Raw genomic sequence first — 17,332 nt, 5'->3', positions numbered from 1 at the left:
AGTGCCGGCGCAAAAAGGACTAAGGAGCCCTTCTCATGGCGTGGAGAATGCCCGCTGAAACCGCACCTCACGATCGAACCTGGATGGCGTTCCCCCGCACCGGCCTGACCCTGGGCGACGACGCCGCTTCAGCCGAGGAGGCCTATGCGGCCTGGACGGCCGTCGCCCACGCGGTTGCCGAATTTGAGCCGGTCACCATGGTGGTGGATCCCAGCGAGCGGCAGCGGGCTGCCGACATGCTCGGCAGCGGCATAGAACAGCTTGAAGCCCCATTGGATGAGTTCTGGATGCGCGACGTCGGACCGACCTTCGTCGTCGACGACGAACGTCCCGGCGTCCTCGGCGCGGTGGACTGGGTCTTCAACGGCTGGGGTGCACCCAAGTGGTCCGAATGGGAGAAGAGCGCCGGGATGGCGCGCTTCGTGGCCGAAAAGTCCGGTGCTGAGCTCGTCAGCTCGCTGCTGGTCAACGAGGGCGGCGCCATGCACGTCGACGGCGAAGGCACCGTGCTCGTGACCGAAACCGTGCAGCTGGACCCGGGCCGGAACCCGTACGCGGACAAAGCCCGCGTCGAAGCAGAGCTGGCACGCACCATCGGCGCCCGCAAGACCGTCTGGGTGCCGCGCGGCCTGACCCGCGACTACGAGGATCTGGGCACCCGAGGCCACATCGACATGGTGGCCACCCTGCCCTCCCCCGGCCGGGTCCTGCTCCACACCCAGATGAATCCGGAGCATCCTGACTACGAGGTCAGCCGCACCCTGCAAGCGTTTTTCGAAACCCAGACGGACGCCGCAGGCAGGCCGTTCCGGATCCTCCCGCTGCCGGCCCCGCAGACACTGCGCGACGAGGAAGGCTACGTGGACTGGAGCTATGTCAACCACCTTGTGGTCAACGGCGGCGTGATCGCCTGCGGCTATGGCGAAGACAGGGCGGACGCGATGGCCGCGGAAATCCTTGCGGAGGCATACCCGGGGCGCCGCGTGGTGACCGTGGACGCCCGCCCGATCCTGGCCCGCGGCGGGGGCATCCACTGCATCACCCAGCAGCAGCCCACGCTCGACGGGCCGGTGGCGTGATGGCGGGCTTCGACGTCGTCGAGGCGTCCATCGCCCAGTTGCGTGACGCCTTGGAGTCCGGCCGGGCCAGCAGTGAGGAACTTACCCGTTCCTACCTTGAGCGCATCGCAACCTACGACCACAACGGCATCACGCTGAACTCGCTCGTCGTCATGAACCCTGACGCTCTGGCGGATGCCCGTGCCTCTGACGAGCGCCGGGCCGGGGGCACGACGCTCGGGCCGCTGGACGGCATCCCGTACACGGCCAAGGACAGCTATCTGGTGAGGGGCCTTACCGCCGCGGCCGGTTCGCCTGCTTTCGAGCATCTCGTAGCACAGCGGGATGCGTTCACCATCGAACGCCTGCGGGCGGCAGGCGCGGTGCTCATAGGCCTCACAAACATGCCGCCCATGGCCAACGGCGGAATGCAACGCGGCGTCTACGGCCGCGCAGAGAGCCCCTACAACGCCGATTTCCTCACGGCGGCATTCGGCTCCGGCTCCTCCAACGGTTCTGGCACCGCGACGGCGGCAAGCTTCGCGGCGTTCGGCCTTGGGGAGGAGACGTGGTCCAGCGGGCGCGCGCCGGCGTCGAACAACGCGCTGTGCGCGTACACGCCCTCGCGAGGGGTCATTTCCGTCCGTGGCAACTGGCCGCTGGTGCCCACCATGGATGTGGTGGTGCCGCACACGCGCTCCATGGCAGACCTGCTCGAGGTGCTCGACGTCATCGTGGCCGACGACGCACAGACCCGCGGCGACTTCTGGCGGGTCCAGCCGTGGGTGGACATCCCGGCCGCCTCGGCGCTCCGGCCGTCCTCCTACCCTGCGCTGGCGCCGGCAGATGCCGACGACGCACGCTCGGTGTTGAAGGGCAGGCGGCTGGGCGTGCCGCGGATGTACGTCAACGCCGACCCCGACGCCGGCAGCAGCGAGAAGCCCGGCATCGGCGGGCCGACCGGCCAGCGCATCCACACCCGCGGCTCGGTGATGGAACTGTGGGAAGCGGCACGGCGCGATCTTGAGGCGGCCGGCGCCGAGGTTGTGCTGGTCGACTTTCCGGTGGTGTCCAACTATGAAGGAGACCGCCCCGGGGCACCCACGATCGCCACGCGCGGCCTGGTGAGCCCGGAATACCTGCAGCGGGAAATCCTGGATCTCTCGGCCTGGGCCTGGGAAGACTTCCTCGCAGCGAACGGCGACCCTGCCCTGAACACTTTGGCTGCGGTGGACGGCGCAACGATCTTCCCCCATCCGGACGGGGCGCTCCCGGACCGCTATGCCGGCTTTGATGACGACATCGCCAACTACCCTGGATACATCCGCAAGTACGGCGCCGCATCGTTGACGGACATCCCGCATCTCAAAGGTGGCCTGCAGGGCCTGGAGGAGACCCGCCGCGTGGACCTGGAGGCATGGATGGACAGACTCGGACTGGACGCCGTGCTGTTTCCCGCCGCCGCGGACGTCGGGCCCGCGGACATGGACGTCAACGAGGCCTCGGCGGATCTCGGCTGGCGCAACGGCGTCTGGGTCGCCAACGGCAACCTCGTGCCGCGCCATCTGGGCATCCCGACCGTCACTGTGCCCATGGGCACGATGGCCGACACCGGCATGCCCGTTGGCCTGACCCTCGCGGGCCGGGCCTACGATGACACCTCACTGCTGAGCCTGGCCGCCGCGTTTGAGGCAACGGGTTCCCGCCGGACAACTCCCCCACGGACGCCCCGGCTGACGTAAGCGAGACCGGACATATCCGGATTGAGTACTTGGCTGGCGCTCTATTCCGTCATGTGCGGCGCACCCAAAGCGTTGTAGCCGTGCGGGTTGTTCTTCTGCCAGCACCAGTGGTCCGCGCACATCTCATCAACAGTCCTCGTGGTGGACCAGCTCAGGTCCGCCAGGGCCGAGGCCGCGTCGGCCCAGAAGGCGGGGAGGTCGCCGGCGCGGCGTCCGGTGAGCTCGTAAGGGATCGGACGGCCCGCGGCCTTCTCGAAGGAGTGCAGGACCTCGAGCACGGAGGAGCCCTTGCCCGAGCCGAGGTTCCAGCGGAAGACGCCGGCCCGGCCCGCCACGTGGTCGAGCGCGGCGACGTGTCCTTCGGCCAGGTCCACCACGTGGATGTAGTCGCGCAGACAGGTGCCGTCCGGGGTGTCGTAGTCGCCGCCGAACACCATCAGTTTCTCGCGCCGGCCCACCGCCACTTGGGCGATGAACGGTACAAGGTTGTTGGGAATGCCCTGCGGGTCCTCGCCGATCCGGCCGGAGGGGTGGGCGCCGACGGGGTTGAAGTACCTCAGGAGGGCGATGTGCCAGCGGCCGTCCGCTGCTCCGAGGTCGGCAAGGATGTCCTCGATCTGTTCCTTGGTCCGGCCGTAGGGGTTGTTGGCGCCGATCTCCATCTTCTCCACGTAGGGGATCGGGTTGTGTTCGCCGTATACCGTCGCCGAGGAGCTGAAGACGATTGAGCGGACGCCGTGCCGGTCCATCGCCCGGAGCAGGTTCAGGGTGCCCACGAGGTTGTTGTGGTAATACATCAGGGGCTCCCGGACGGACTCCCCGACGGCCTTGAGGCCGGCGAAGTGGATGACGGCGTCGACCGGGTATTCGGTGAAGACGGCATCCACCGCCGCCTCATCAACCAGGTCCACAAGGCGGAAGGTCAAGGGCGTGCCGCTGAGCTCGGCAACCCGGCGGAGCGATTCCTCGCTGGAGTTGACGAGGTTGTCGATCACCACCACCTCATGGCCGGCTTCCTGCAGGGACAGAACGGTGTGCGAACCGATGTAGCCGGCACCCCCGGTGACCAGAATTCTCATTGGATGCGCTCCGCGCCGGCTGAGGGGGTGACGGTGAAGATTTCCGGCCGGGTGAATCCCGCCTCCGCGAAGGCGCGGACGACGGCGTCGCGGACGTCCTGCTCATGCTCCACGGGAGTCAGGGCGATCGCCGAGCCGCCGAACCCGCCGCCGGTCATGCGGGCACCGATGGCGCCGTGGGTCCGGGCCGTGTCCACGGCGAGGTCGAGTTCGGGGCAGGAAATCTCAAAATCGTCGCGCATTGAGGCGTGGCTGGCATCGAGGAGGTCACCGATATGGGCCGGGCCCTGGGAGCGGAGGGTATCCACTGCCTGCAGGACGCGGCCGTTTTCGGTGACGATGTGACGGACCCGCCGGAAGGTGGTCGGATCGAGCACCTCGCTGGCGTTCTGGAGGTCGGCGACGGCGACATCCCGCAGGGCACGCACGCCCAGGACCTCGGCGCCGAGCTCGCAGGAGGCGCGGCGGGAGGCGTAACCGCCGTCGGCGTGGGAGTGCGAGACTTTCGTGTCGATGACGAGCAGGACCAGACCGGCTTCCTGTGCCTGGAACGGCACGAGTTGAACGGATTGGTCCCGGCAGTCGAGGAAGACGGCGTGGCCGCTGGTGCCGCGCAGTGATGCCGACTGGTCCATGATGCCGGTCGGCGCGCCGACGAACGCGTTTTCGGCGTGCTGGGTCAGCAAGACCATCTCCTGGGCCGAAAGCCCTGCACCGGTGAGTTCGTTGAGGGCCGTCACGACGGCGCATTCGATCGCGTGGGAGGATGACAGCCCCGCGCCCAGCGGGACATCGGAGTCCAGCAGCAGATCGAAGCCCGGAACCTCGACGCCGCGCTGCTGCAACGCCCACACGACGCCCAGGGGATACTTGGCCCAGCCGGGCGCCCGGCCGGGTATCAGGGCCGCGGCGTTGGCCTCCACAATGCCGTCGTCGCCGGAGGTGGACAGCAGCCGGACGGTGGAGTCGTCCCGGAGCCGGACCGCCGTCGTCGCGCGTTTGTCGATGGCGAAGGGCAGCACGAAGCCCTCGTTGTAGTCGGTGTGTTCACCGATCAGGTTCACCCGCCCGGGGGCGGCCCAGACGCCGTCCGGGGCGGCCCCGAAGGTGGCCTCAAAGCGGCTGATCAGGTTGTCCGGATGGGCGTCGGCGCGGGTGGGCGTGTTCATGCAGGGGCGCCTTCCGGGGTCAGGGTGGTGCGGGTTGCGGTGCCGGCCGTTGTGCCGGCGACGTCACTGGCCACTTCACTGGCTACTTCGCTGCCTACTTCACGCAGCCGGGCGGCGACCGATTCGGGGGTGATGTCATTGATGAAGGCCCCCATCGCCGCTTCGGAGCCCGCCAGGTACTTGAGCTTGTCGGCGGCGCGCCGGGGCGAGGTCAGCTGCAGATGCAGTTGGCCCGCCCGGCGCATCTCCGTCTCCAGAGGGGCCTGGTGCCAGGCCGCAATGTAGGGGGTCGGCGTCGGGTATAGGGCGTCGAAGCGCCGCAGGAGATCCGGGTAGAGGTGCGCCAGCTCATCGCGTTCGGCCCCGCTCAGCGCCGCCAGATCCGGAACCTGACGGTGCGGGACGAGGTGGACTTCCAGCGGCCAGCGCGCGGCAAACGGCACATAAGCGCTGAAGTGTTCGCCCTCCAGGACCATGCGGCTGCCGTCACTGCGCTCGGCCTGCAGCACGGACGCGGCGAGCGTCGCCGTGCCGTCGGAGGCATCGAAGTACGCGCCGGCCGCGGCGGCCAGGACGGCGGCACGCGGCGTCACGTAGGGGTAGGCGTAGATCTGCCCGTGCGGGTGGTGCAGGGTGACGCCGATCTCGGCGCCCCGGTTTTCAAACGGGAAGACCTGCCGGATGCCGGGCAGGGCGCTGAGGGCCTCGGTCCGGTGGGCCCAGGCGTCAATCACGGTCCGTGTGCGGCGCCAGCCCAGATCGGCGAAGGACCCCGTGTGCTCCGGGGTGAACGCCACCACCTCGCAGCGGCCCACGGCCGGTGTCGAGGTTCCCCAGGCAAGTGCCGCCGGGAGCTCGCTCGTGGCCGGCCCGAGCGAGGGGAAACGGTTTTCAAAGACAGCGACGTCGTAGTCCGGAGCCGGAATCTCGGTCAGGTTGGCCGGCGTCGTCGGGCAGATCGGGCACCGGTCCGCCGGCGGCAGGTGCGTACGGGACTGCCGGTGGGCGGCGACGGCGACCCATTCCCGGCTGAGCGCGTCGAAGCGCAACTGGCCCGGGTCGGGGCGGACGGGCAGTTCGCGGTGGTCCGTCAGGGATTCGGGGGCCCGTTCCGCTGTGCCGGCATCGTCAAAGTAGAGGATCTCCCGGCCGTCGGCCAGGAAGGTCGTAGTGATGCATGTCATGTTCACATTTGTACACTAACGTTCGAATGAAAACAATATCGAACAAAGTGAAACATTGCCGGCGGCGCGAGGAGGGATCGCACGCGTTGCGGACCTGACCGTGGGCGCCAGCACGATCGAGGCCATGGAGGAGGGGTGCATCGACGACGACGACGGGTCTGGCAGCGGCCGAGGCCGGAAAGCGGAAACGGCTCCGAACCGCCGGACGGGTGCTTCCCCGGGATCCGTGAATCCCGACAGCGGCGCTTGGCCGCCGTCGTTCGCTCAACTGTCTGCTTCTCAGGGATAGGTGGGTATCGCGATGTACTGGTTGATGTTCGTGGACCGGAAGGTGTCAAACGACAGCGTTTCCTGGCCGCCCTCCGGATTTCCCACCACGACGGTTTGGTCGGAGGCGTTCACGTCCAGCACTGCGTAGGAGTGGTCGGATACGAGCTTGCCGTCGGAGTTTGAGGTCCCCAGCGTGACAAGGCCGTTCGCGAAATCCTGCTGCACCTGCTCAAAGCTCACTTGCGTCATGGGGCCGCCGGGGTTGCGGTCGACGCCCGCCTTGCCGGTGATGGCATAGAGGCCATTGTGCACATCGTGATCCTGGGCGTTGCTGAGGTCAGTGCCTTCGATGCCTTTATAGCTGTTGCCGTTCGCGGCCGCCCAGCCTTTCTCGATAATCGCCGCCCATGAAACGTTTTTGCCACCGATATTTTCGATGCCATTTTCAACGGTTTTGCCGCGGCGATATGGGAGGTCACCGTTGACCGTCACCTGCACCGGATTGGGCACCCCGTCGTACTTGCTGTGAAATGAAATGGTGTAAGTGCCGTCACCATTGTCGTGAACCATGTTTTGAATGGTGTCAGGCTCCCGCGCGGCCACCGTCAGCAGAGCCGCCAGGAAATAGCAGTCTCCGACGTCGCCCTGCTGGATATTTGTCAGGTCGCCGGAAATATTCGGTTTGCCGTTAGCGTCGAGGGCAAACAGCACCTGGTTCGGTACTCTCTGGTAGGTCCCGCGACTCACCGAGGGGTTTGTGCCCGCAGGCCCCGATACGCCCGGAGGCGCCGACGCTCCCGGACTCGACGCAGGGTTCGGCATAACGGTCGCCCGGTAAATGAAAACAAGCGAAATTCCAAGAATGACCACGACGGCAATCAGTGAGTAAATGCCGATGGCGCGAAATTTAGCTGATCCGAATGCTGCACGTTTCATGTGACGTGCCCTCCCGTTCTGCGGGCTACTGCTTGGGCGGCGACATCGCCGCGTCAAGATCCACCGGCATCCTCGCCGCCGGACCCTGGTAAGTGATCAAGTCGCCAACTAATAAACAGCTTGCCGTAGGCAACCAGACCCGCGCAAGGACCAGCGGAGGATCCACAGGCAAAACACATGGAAGTCACAGCGAGGGAACCGGCCTGGCCCGCAATGAGTCCGTGACGTGCCGGGGACGGCGGCGAGAGCCCTTGCGTTCGCCGCCGGCAAGCGGCACCAACTGGAACGACACATCTGGCACGTCCCGTCTCCTGCTGGCACACTGAGCCGATGAGTGATCCTCTCCCCCAGTCCCGGCGGCCTGGCATCCGCGCCGCGATGTTCGTGGACTTCGACAACGTCTATACGGGCCTGATGGCTTTGGACCCCGCCGCGGCCAAGAGGTTCGCCGAGGATCCCAAGCACTGGACGGAAGCGCTGGCAGACGGCGGCACAGGTGCGGAATCCCGGCGTTTCCTGATCCGCAACTGCTACCTCAACCCGGTGATCTACTCCAAGTACCGGCCCTACTGGACCCGGGCGGGCTTCCGCGTGATCGACTGCCCCTCCCTCACGCAGCGCGGCAAGTCCAGCACCGACATCAACCTGGTCCTGGACGCGATGGATGCGCTGTCCGGCGCGGCGCATGTTGAGGAATTCTTCGTTGCCTCGGCGGATGCGGACTTCACCTCGCTGGTTCAGAGGTTCCGGGCGGCCGACCGGATGACGACGGTCATCGCCGCCGGGGCTGTGGCGTTCGCGTACCGGGAGATGGCCGACAGCGTGGTGGAGTCCCACGACTTCGTGGCAATCCTCAACGGCACCTCGGCCGAGATCCCCCGCATGGTGCCCTCCGCCGGACTTGCCGCCCCGCTCCGCACCGCACCGGGTGTTTCCGTGGCCGCGACGACGGCCGCCGACGAGGTCCGCGCCCTGGTGCAGGCCGCGCCCGGTCCGGTCACCGGGGCCGTGGCAGCGCACAGGGCCCTAACGGCTGACCCGTCGCTGAAGACCGATTGGGGCGGTCACGGAAAGTTCGGGGCCTGGATCGCGCAGATCGGCCAGGGCGTCCAATACTCATCCACGCCGTCCCCCGGCTGGGTATGGGACGCGAAGCGGTTCTCGCCGGAGCTGTCCTCGCTGGCCTCCGAAGGCAGGCCGGCGATCGAGGAGCAGGTCACCCGGGTCACCGACGTGCCGGCCCTCTCCGCCGATCAGTTCCGGCAGGTCTTCGTCTCGCTGGAGGCGAAGCTCCGCGAGCACCCCGGCAACCGAAGCGAACTCGCCCGCTCCGTCCGGGACGACTGCGTGGCGGCCGGGCAGCCGGTGTCTCGCTCGGCCGTCAACTTCGTGATCCAGGGCGTGGTGTACGCCGGCGGTTCCCTCTCCGACGACATGACCGCTAGGGACCTCGCCGCCGCGTGGGTCAGGAACGTTGAAGAGCTCTGCCGGCTGGCCCTCATGGAGTTCGACGACGCCGAGAAGCTTGCGCTCAAGCGCTGGGCCGGCGGCGGCCTGCTGGAGTCGGGCCCGGGTAATTCCCGGGCCTAAGGCTGCGCCCCACGCACCAGGACCACCGGTTGTTGCCGTGCTCCTGCGCTAGCTTTCGGCAAGAATCCCTGCCAAGACTTCAATGAAGGCCGTCTGCACCGCAGGTCTGCGCCGGCCAGCCATCGTCTGAATCTGCGCCTGCCGCTGGTGAAATACCGGATGATCGATAGCCACGAAGACAAGCCCGTCCTCCCCCTCCGGACGAGCCACAAGACGGCTCATCAGTGCCGCCCCGGCTCCTGCCCGGGCGAATTCCAATGCAGGGCTGACCTGATCCGCTGACAGTGCAATCCGCGGCGATATCTGTTCCATCTGCACGGCTATGTCGAAAAGCTCTCGCTGGCTGAGGCCTTTAGCGGGAAGGGTAAGCGGATATGCACACAGTTCGTCAAGGCGCACGCTGTTTCGATCCGCGAGCGGATGTCCTGTGGCTACCACGGCGAAGGCCGGAGCGGCCGCGGAAAACTCAACGGTCACATCACGTTGGAGCCCCAGCGCGTAAACGGCGGCGATGTCTGTCCGGCCGTCGACGACCATCCGCGTCGCTTCGGCTGAAGAGACCACATCCAAGTGAAAGTCGACGTCGTGATAGTCCACGATGAACCGGGCGATCGCCTGGGGAACCCTGCACCTGGCAAGCCCCTCAGAACTGACAACGTTGATGATTCGCTTTTGCCGCTTGTCAAAATCTTGAAGTTCTCGGATCAGCGCCTCTCCTTCGGCTTCACTTCGCCTAGCGTGCGCAAGTAGGAGCCGTCCAGCCTCCGTCAACGTCATTCCTCGCGGATGCCGCGCAAACAGCGTGACGCCGATCGTGCGCTCCAGGTTGCTTATCTGCCGGCTAATGGCGGACGCCGACACGTGCTGGGCGATGGCAGCTTCCGTAATTGAACCGGTTCGGGCCACGTCATGAAAATAGACCAGTGCAGTAGGAAGCATCCTCATTGGCCCCATCTAAGCTCCGGTTTGCCTTGAAGTCAACGCCATTTGATAAAACGATGCTGGTTTGTGAGCTGGCGCACTCCTAACGTTGATTCCGTTCACCCGGCACAAGGCACTATCCCAGGAGCACCGACCATGACCCTTCCGCAGGAAATATCAAGCATTGCAGAGGCATATGCTTCAGACGGACAACTGTTCGAGGAACTGAAGCGCCTGGTTTCTTACCGGACGGAGAGTGCTACCGCAGCCGGGCGAATTGCCTTGAAAGCATATCTTGAAGATGTTCTCGTTCCATCCCTGGCAGAGCTCGGCTGCGACACTGAGCTTCATCCCCGCTGGAACGGCGGGGCCAACTCGTTTCTGATCGGCACCCGATTCGAGTCCGAGGAACTTCCAACCGTCCTTTGCTACGGGCACGCAGATGTTGTCGGTGGTCAGGACGATGGCTGGGACGACGACCGCAGCCCGTGGGTCCTCGACGCGGACGGCGGCCGCTGGTATGGCCGCGGAACGGCCGACAACAAGGGCCAGCATCTGATCAATCTGGCGGCGCTGCGCATCCTGCTGGAAAGCAACGGCCGTCTGGGCTTCAATCTGAAGTTCCTGTTTGAATGCGGCGAGGAGATCGGGTCGCCCTCGCTGGATGAATTTTCCTCGGTCAACAAAGACAAATTGGCGGCGGACATCTTCATTGCCTCAGACGGCCCCAGACTGAGCGCGGAGTCGCCAACAATCTTTCTCGGATCGAGGGGCGGAATCACGTTTGAACTGGACGTCAACCTGCGGTCCGGCAGCTACCACTCCGGCAACTGGGGCGGTCTACTGCGCAACCCGGGGACGACACTGGCAGCTGCCATCGGCACCTTAGTCGACGGGCACGGAAGAATTCTCTTGCCGGAGCTGCTTCCAACAACCATCCCCGAGTCCGTTAAAACGGCGCTCAGCAACATTGCCATTCCTCACACTCCCGGGGACCCGCACATCGACACTGACTGGGCGGACACCGGCCTCACACCAGCCGAACGACTCTACGGCTGGAACGCTCTGGAGGTTCTGGCCCTTGGCTCCGGCGACATCGAAGCACCGATCCACGCGATCCCGGGATCGGCGCGTGCGATACTCCAGCTCCGGTTCGTAGCAGGCACGCCGACGGACGGTGTTGAAGCCACCATCCAGGCCCACCTTGACCGCCACGGATTCGAAATGGTGCGGGTGCGCCAAACCACGTTCTTTCCCGCGAGCCGCCTCGACCCCGCCAATCCCTGGGTGGAATGGGCACGCCGTTCCATCCACAGCACCACCGGCATCCAGCCCACAGTGCTGCCGAACATCGGCGGTTCCCTGCCGAATCACGTCTTTGAGGGCGTTCTGGGTCTTCCGACGCTTTGGATCCCGCACTCCTATCCCGGCTGCCGCCAACACGCACCCAACGAACACATGCTGGCGTCCATCGCCAGCCAGGGTCTGAAGATCGCCTGCGGCCTCTTCTACGATCTGGGCCAGCCCGGCGTCAACGTCGAACTTCCGCTCTCCGCGACCACAGCCTGAGCCAACCCAATACCGGAGCAAAACAATGAACCCTGCACAAAAGGCCTCCCCGATAGGAACCGCCGTCGCCGGCCCCAAACCATCAGCCGGCGCCCCGTCCCCAAAGAGGACACCCCCGCAAAAAATGGCCTCGCCCGTCCGCGGGATTGCGGCCGCGACGATCGGCAATGCGCTCGAATGGTTCGACATGTCCATCTACGCGCTGCTGGCCATCTACATAGGAAGGAACTTCTTCCCATCCGATAACCCTGCCACCGGGGTCATCCAGGCTTTCGCAGTTTTCGGCGCGTCCTATCTGATCCGCCCGTTGGGTGGCCTGGTCCTTGGCTCCTATGCCGACCGGAAGGGCCTCAAAAAGGGTCTGATGCTGACAATCCGCCTAATGGTGTTGGGAACCGCGCTGATTGCGTTCATGCCAAACTATGATTCCATCGGCATTCTGGCGCCCCTCGGGATCATCGTGGCACGTCTCATTCAAGGCTTCTCCGCTGGCGGTGAATTTGGCGCGGCAACGTCCTACCTCATCGCACAAAACTCAGAACGCCGCGGATTCCTGGGAAGCTTCCAATTCGCCAGTCAGGGTCTGGGATCGCTGACCGCAGCAATCTTCGTTGTCGCGCTCACAACGGTGGTGTCAAACGAGGACATGATGTCCTGGGGCTGGCGGATACCGTTCGTCTTCGGACTTCTGGTTGGACCTGCCGGCTACTACATCCGCAAATTCGTCGACGAAGCACCCATAGACCACGGGCCCGATCCGGAACGCCACGAGCCGATCCGCGATCTCTTCAAGAGCCAGAAAGTGGGCATCCTTATCGCTGGGGGCGCCCTCGTCGTCTCCACTGCAATGAGCTTCATCCTCGACTACATGCCCACCTTTGGCATCCAACAACTCGGGCTGCCCAAATCGTCGTCATTCTTCTGCCTCGTTCTCACCGGCATCATTCTGACTTTCGGAACTCCCATGGTGGGGCACTTGTCGGACAAGTACGGCAGAACCAAAATAATGATTCCTGCAGCTTGCGCCATCGGAATATCGGTAATTCCGTTGTTCCTTTGGCTCAATGCCGGCCGCACGTTCTTCGTCCTGGCCTCCGTCATGGTCATCCTCGCGCTGCTCAAGGCCATCTATTTCGGTGCTCTGCCGTCGGTCATGTCCGATGCCTTCCCCGCCCGGGCCCGTGCCACCGGGCTGTCATTCAGCTATAACACTGCCGTCGCCGTCTTCGGAGGCTTCACGCCGATGATCGCCGCGTTCCTCGTCCAAGCGACCGGGCAGAATATGTCCCCCGGCTACTACATCGCCGCACTCTCCTGCCTCAGTATCGTTGCCCTGAGCTGCGGCCTGAAGTACCGCGGGATCCGGTGATAATTGAGCACCTAAACTCGTCTGACCCCTGCCCCCTGACCCCCGACCCCCGACACCTGGCCGGCGGCGGCCTGCTGGAGCCCAACGGCGGCAGTTCCCGAGCCTAAGGCTGCGCCCCACACGGACGACGGCGGGACCTCCCGCCGTCGTCCGCTTGCGTTTGACGGGTGTTTTGCCGTGCCCTTGGCCTGCCCGCCCCTCGACGAGTCCGCGCGTCCCCTCGACCCCGGCGCCTGCAGACCGATAGAGTTCCCGCATCTGTTCCGGACAATTCTTAGGAGCCCTCGTGCTTAAAGGAATCAGTAGGATGACAGGTGCCGTGGCGGGGCTGGTGCTTTCGCTCGGCATGATCGCACCGTCGGTGGCGGCAGTGGCCGCGGCGGGCTACGACATCAGTTCCGCCTCCAGCCTGCAGGTGGTGGTCAACAAACACCGGCAACTGAACCCTGCCACCTACGTGCCGGCGCAGCTGGTCAGGGTCCAGGGGGAACGGTTGCGGGCGGAGGCTGCGGACGCCTACAAGCAGTTGACCAGGGCCGCCAAGGCGGCCGGCGTGAACATCATTCCCATCAGCGGCTACCGGTCGTTCAGCCAGCAGGCCAGCCTCTATGACAGCTACGTGAGTCAGTACGGACAGGCGACGGCGGATACCTTGGCTGCGAGAGCCGGCTACAGCGAGCACCAGACCGGTCTGGCGATGGACATCGGCAATGCCAGCGGAACCTGTGCCCTGCAAGCCTGCTTCGCGAATACCCCGGCGGGGCAGTGGGCGGCTAAGAACTGCCGGGATTACGGATTCATCATCCGATATCCGGCCGGCGCCGAGGCCACTACCGGCTACACCTACGAGCCATGGCATCTGCGCTATGTGGGAAAGAACGTCGCCCTCGATATGGGCAGCACGGAGACCCTTGAGGATTACTTCGGCCTGGAAGCGGCCCCGGATTATCTCCAATAAAGCGCCGACGCGCAGATCGTCTATGTAGCCCAGTCGGCGTCGTCGTAGGGGCGTCCGCGGAAGTGGGCGCGGAGATACTCCCCTACCACCGCAGCGCCCAGATCCCCGGCGTCGGGCGCCACCACCCGGCCGTCGATCCGGCGGGCCATCCGCTGGACAAACCGTTCCAGGCCTGGGTCGTCGCCGAGCCGGAAGAACGTGGCCTGCGTACCGGCCCGCCCAAGGCGGTCCAACTCGGCGATGGTGACACGGATGGTCTCCGGGTCCGGCGGCCAATTGAACCACGAGTCGCCGTCGGCCAGCAGGTGCGCGGTGGGTTCGCCGTCGGTGACCACTAAGAGAACCGGCTGCATGGACGGGTGCTGGCGGAAGAATCTGCCGGCGAGCAGCAATCCGTGGTGCAGGTTGGTTCCCTGCTCGCGCAGGGCCGGCAGGGACGTGAGCTCGCCGATATCCATGGACTGCGCGTACCGGCCGAACGTGATCAGCTGCAGCCGGTCGCCGCGGAACCGTGTTGTGACCAGATGGTGCAGGGCGAGTGCGGTGCGTTTCATAGGCACCCACCGTCCCTCGGCGGCCATCGAGAAGGACACGTCCGCGAGCAGGACGACGGCGGCCTGCGTGCGCGCTTCCGTCTCGGTCACTTCGATGTCACCCACGGCGAGGCGCAATCCGCGCCCCGGGTCACCTCCGTCGGCAATCGTGCGGCGGATCGCGTTGGTGATGGTTCGGGTGACGTCCCACGGTTCGGCGTCGCCGAACTCCCACTGGCGGCTGGAGCCGGTCTGTTCCCCGGCCGCCCCGGCAACGCGCGTGTCCCGGCGCCCCTGCCGTCCGGAAAGCTGCTTGGCGGTGTCCCGCAACAGCGACCTGCCGAGCCGTCGCATGGCCTGCGGTGACAACCGCAGGTCGCCGTCTGCGCCGCGCTGCAGGAAGCCGCCGTCGTGCATGGCCTTTTCGATCTCCGCGAGCGTCCGGGCGGACACGGCAGCGTCCTGTCCCAGCTGCCGGGCGAGCGCGTCCAGGTCCAGGTCGTCCAGGCGGGAGCCGTTGTAGGACTGGGACAGCTGTTCGGCGAGTTCGTCGAGCTCGGCGAGGTCCTGCAGCACGCCGGTGCCGTCGCCGAGGCCCAGCCCCTCCTCGCCCTCAAAGCGTTCGGAGCCGGACCAGTCCTCGCCGGGGCGCAGCGCCTGCAGGTTGGCATCGAGTTGGCCCAGCTGTGCCATAAGCTCCGGGGAGCCGAACGCCTGGGCGGAGAGCCGCATCAGCTCCTCGCGCTGCTCGGCGGACATGGACCGAAGCATCCGCTGGGCGGCGGCCGCGCGCTGGGCGAGCGCGTCGATCAGCTCCTCGACGGACTGCGGGTTCTCCGGGAAGAACTGGCCGTGTTTAGCCATAAACTCCTGGAAATCCGCGTCGGCGTCCTCCCCGCGCCGGTGTTTGTCGAGGAGTTCGTTGAGGTCCTGCAGCATCTCGGCCACGGCCGCGCGGTCCTCCTCCGTGGCGCCCTCGAGCGCCTGCTTCATCCCGGCGAACCGCTGGTCCAGGATCTCGCGGCCCAGCAGGTCCTTGATCCGCTCGTAGGCTTCCCGGGCGGTGCTGGACTGCCAGTCATAGGAGGCGAGTTCGTTGACCGCTGCCGCCGTGGACTTCGGCAGGTTCTGCAGCTGCATCTCCCGTAAGGCGCGGTCCGTGTCGTCCATCCGAACGTCGCGGGCGAGCTGCTTGCGCTCCTCCAGCACCGCAGTGTCGAGCAGCTTCTGGACCTCACTGAGGGTGCCGTCCAGCCGGTGCCGGCTTAGCAGGTCACTCCGCCGCTGCTGTACGCGACCGGCGAGGTCATCGAGCCCTTCCCGGCTGCGGCCGCCGCGCCGCAGGAACTCCTGCAGGGCGTGCCGGGGCGAGTAGCCGGCCATGACGTCCTCGGCGACGGCCTCAAGTGCCTCCGCCAGGTCGACCGGCGGGGCGAGCGGATCGGGTCCTCCCGTATACCGGCCGTATCGGGACCGGTTGTGAACGCTCATGGGCACTCCTGTACTCAGCCGTAGATGTAGTCAGCCGTAGATCGTCGCCTCGTCGTCGGACTCCTTGGAGATCCGCCGGGCGAGGTAGAGCCCTTCCAGTGCAAGTTCGACGGCGGCGGCTCGCTGCCCGTCGTTTGTCGCGCCCAGGCGCTCAGTGATTTCGTCGTAGAGGCTGGATCCGTTGAGGGGCGGAAGATTTTGGAGGAACTCCCGCGCCGTGACCAGTTCCCCGGTGGTCACCGTGGAATGACCGTCGAGCGCGGCCACGAGCGGACCCATGTCGATGCCGTGGAAGTGCGCCCGCACCGCTTCCGCGGTAGCCATGCGCAAAAGGTGGTCCAGGATGTCCTGTTCCCGCCCTTCCTCGCCCGACTCGAACTCAATCTTCCCTCCGAGGACCTCCACCGCCGCGTCCAGGTCGATGATCCGGGCGACTGCTTCGTCTTCTCCGCGCACGCTGGCCCGGCGCAGGGCGGCCGCGGCGACGGTTTCGGCACCGGCAATGGCGAACCGCGCGGAAACCCCGGAGGTCTGGTTGATCGCCGGGGACTGCCGCAGCGCCCGGGTGTAGCGGGCCAGGATCTCGAGGATGACTGGCGGGACGCCGGCCACCAGGTGCCCCTCCTGCCGGATAACGGCGACCTCGTCGTCGAGCTCGATCGGGTAATGGGTGCGGATCTCGGCACCGAAGCGGTCCCGCAGCGGCGTAATGATCCGGCCGCGGTTCGTATAGTCCTCCGGATTGGCGGACGCGACGACCAGGACATCCAGCGGCAGCCGCAGCACGTAGCCGCGGATCTGGATGTCGCGCTCCTCCATCACGTTGAGCATCGACACCTGGATCCGCTCGGCGAGGTCGGGCAGTTCGTTGATGGCGATGATTCCGCGGTTGGAGCGTGGGACCAGGCCGTAGTGGATGGTTTCCGGGTCGCCAAGACGGCGGCCCTCGGCCACCCGCATGGGGTCGACGTCGCCGATCAGGTCGGCGACGGAGGTGTCCGGCGTCGCAAGCTTCTCAACGTACCGTTCCGAGCGGTGGCGCCACGACACCCGCAACCGGTCCCCCTCGGTGAGGGCACGGGCGCGGGAGTGCTCGGTGATGGGTTCGTACGGGTGTTCGTTCAGTTCCGAGTCCTCGATCACCGGCGACCACTCGTCCAGCAGCCCGGCCAGGGTGCGGAGGAGCCGCGTCTTGCCCTGTCCCCGTTCGCCCAGCAGGACGACGTCGTGGCCGGCGAGCAGTGCCCGCTCGAGCTGGGGCAGGACGGTCCGGCTGAAGCCGTACATCCCGGGCCAGGGATCCCGGCCGGCGGCGAGCGCGGCGAGCAGGTTGTCGCGGATTTCGCGGCGCAGGTCCCTGTGAACGTGGCCGGAGGCACGCAGTTCACCAACAGTGAAGATATCGGGGCGATCACTCACTCCTCCACCGTAGACCTGTACCCGGCGGGGAATCGAGGGATTCT

General features: G+C 66.0%; 13 protein-coding genes. 6 read left to right on the top strand and 7 right to left on the bottom strand.

Annotation, left to right across the window (positions count from 1 at the left end):
• Positions 1-35: 35 nt before the first annotated feature.
• Positions 36-1,079 carry an agmatine deiminase family protein gene (locus ACVWZ7_RS13915; protein ID WP_344366969.1) on the top strand — a complete coding sequence of 348 codons (1,044 nt, stop codon included), beginning with the start codon at positions 36-38 and terminating at the stop codon, positions 1,077-1,079.
• Positions 1,079-2,800 (top strand): amidase, encoded by a 1,722-nt coding sequence (locus ACVWZ7_RS13910; RefSeq protein ID WP_456508205.1) that lies wholly within the window; start codon positions 1,079-1,081, stop codon positions 2,798-2,800. The genes ACVWZ7_RS13915 and ACVWZ7_RS13910 overlap by 1 nt, the downstream gene beginning before the upstream one ends.
• A 41-nt stretch (positions 2,801-2,841) precedes the next feature.
• On the opposite strand, the gene galE is transcribed toward ACVWZ7_RS13910, so the two are convergent.
• From galE to ACVWZ7_RS13890, 4 genes are all read right to left on the bottom strand, one after another.
• A complete protein-coding gene (galE, locus tag ACVWZ7_RS13905; protein WP_344366974.1) occupies positions 2,842-3,879 on the bottom strand; it encodes a UDP-glucose 4-epimerase GalE in 1,038 nt (345 codons plus the stop codon).
• Positions 3,876-5,048 (bottom strand): galactokinase, encoded by a 1,173-nt coding sequence (galK, locus tag ACVWZ7_RS13900; protein ID WP_456508204.1) that lies wholly within the window; start codon positions 5,046-5,048, stop codon positions 3,876-3,878. Before galK ends, galE begins: the two co-directional genes overlap by 4 nt.
• Complete coding sequence (galT, locus tag ACVWZ7_RS13895) at positions 5,045-6,232, bottom strand: galactose-1-phosphate uridylyltransferase (protein ID WP_456508203.1); 1,188 nt, start codon at positions 6,230-6,232, stop codon at positions 5,045-5,047. Before galT ends, galK begins: the two co-directional genes overlap by 4 nt.
• A gap of 279 nt (positions 6,233-6,511) precedes the next feature.
• Positions 6,512-7,438, bottom strand: coding sequence for a C2 family cysteine protease (locus tag ACVWZ7_RS13890; protein ID WP_344366979.1), 927 nt, complete (start codon positions 7,436-7,438; stop codon positions 6,512-6,514).
• A gap of 330 nt (positions 7,439-7,768) precedes the next feature.
• On the opposite strand from ACVWZ7_RS13890, the gene ACVWZ7_RS13885 reads away from it, so the two are divergent.
• Complete coding sequence (locus ACVWZ7_RS13885; RefSeq protein WP_456508202.1) at positions 7,769-9,028, top strand: NYN domain-containing protein; 1,260 nt, start codon at positions 7,769-7,771, stop codon at positions 9,026-9,028.
• A 48-nt stretch (positions 9,029-9,076) separates the two neighbouring features.
• Here the strand turns inward: ACVWZ7_RS13885 and ACVWZ7_RS13880 are convergent, their stop codons facing one another.
• Positions 9,077-9,973, bottom strand: coding sequence for a LysR family transcriptional regulator (locus tag ACVWZ7_RS13880; protein ID WP_344366983.1), 897 nt, complete (start codon positions 9,971-9,973; stop codon positions 9,077-9,079).
• Positions 9,974-10,105: 132 nt separating this feature from the next.
• Between ACVWZ7_RS13880 and ACVWZ7_RS13875 the strand changes: the two genes are divergently transcribed.
• From ACVWZ7_RS13875 to ACVWZ7_RS13865, 3 genes are all read left to right on the top strand, one after another.
• The gene (locus ACVWZ7_RS13875) at positions 10,106-11,518 is read left to right on the top strand and encodes a M20 family metallopeptidase (RefSeq protein WP_456508201.1); all 1,413 of its coding nucleotides are present in this window, start codon (positions 10,106-10,108) and stop codon (positions 11,516-11,518) included.
• Positions 11,519-11,543: 25 nt separating this feature from the next.
• Positions 11,544-12,887, top strand: a complete 1,344-nt coding sequence (locus ACVWZ7_RS13870) for an MFS transporter (RefSeq protein WP_456508200.1) — start codon at positions 11,544-11,546, stop codon at positions 12,885-12,887.
• 307 nt (positions 12,888-13,194) lie between these two features.
• Entirely contained in the window at positions 13,195-13,845 is a 651-nt protein-coding gene (locus ACVWZ7_RS13865; RefSeq protein WP_344366989.1) for a M15 family metallopeptidase, read from the top strand.
• Positions 13,846-13,865: 20 nt separating this feature from the next.
• On the opposite strand, the gene ACVWZ7_RS13860 is transcribed toward ACVWZ7_RS13865, so the two are convergent.
• Together ACVWZ7_RS13860 and ACVWZ7_RS13855 are read right to left on the bottom strand one after the other, a co-directional pair.
• Complete coding sequence (locus ACVWZ7_RS13860; RefSeq protein ID WP_456508199.1) at positions 13,866-15,869, bottom strand: vWA domain-containing protein; 2,004 nt, start codon at positions 15,867-15,869, stop codon at positions 13,866-13,868.
• 30 nt (positions 15,870-15,899) lie between these two features.
• Complete coding sequence (locus ACVWZ7_RS13855; protein WP_456508198.1) at positions 15,900-17,288, bottom strand: sigma 54-interacting transcriptional regulator; 1,389 nt, start codon at positions 17,286-17,288, stop codon at positions 15,900-15,902.
• Positions 17,289-17,332 lie beyond the last annotated feature (44 nt).

It is taken from the genome of Arthrobacter sp. TE12232, from assembly GCF_054062615.1.
Note: the sequence above shows the minus strand (reverse complement) of the source record. Positions and strands in the feature narration are given on the sequence as shown.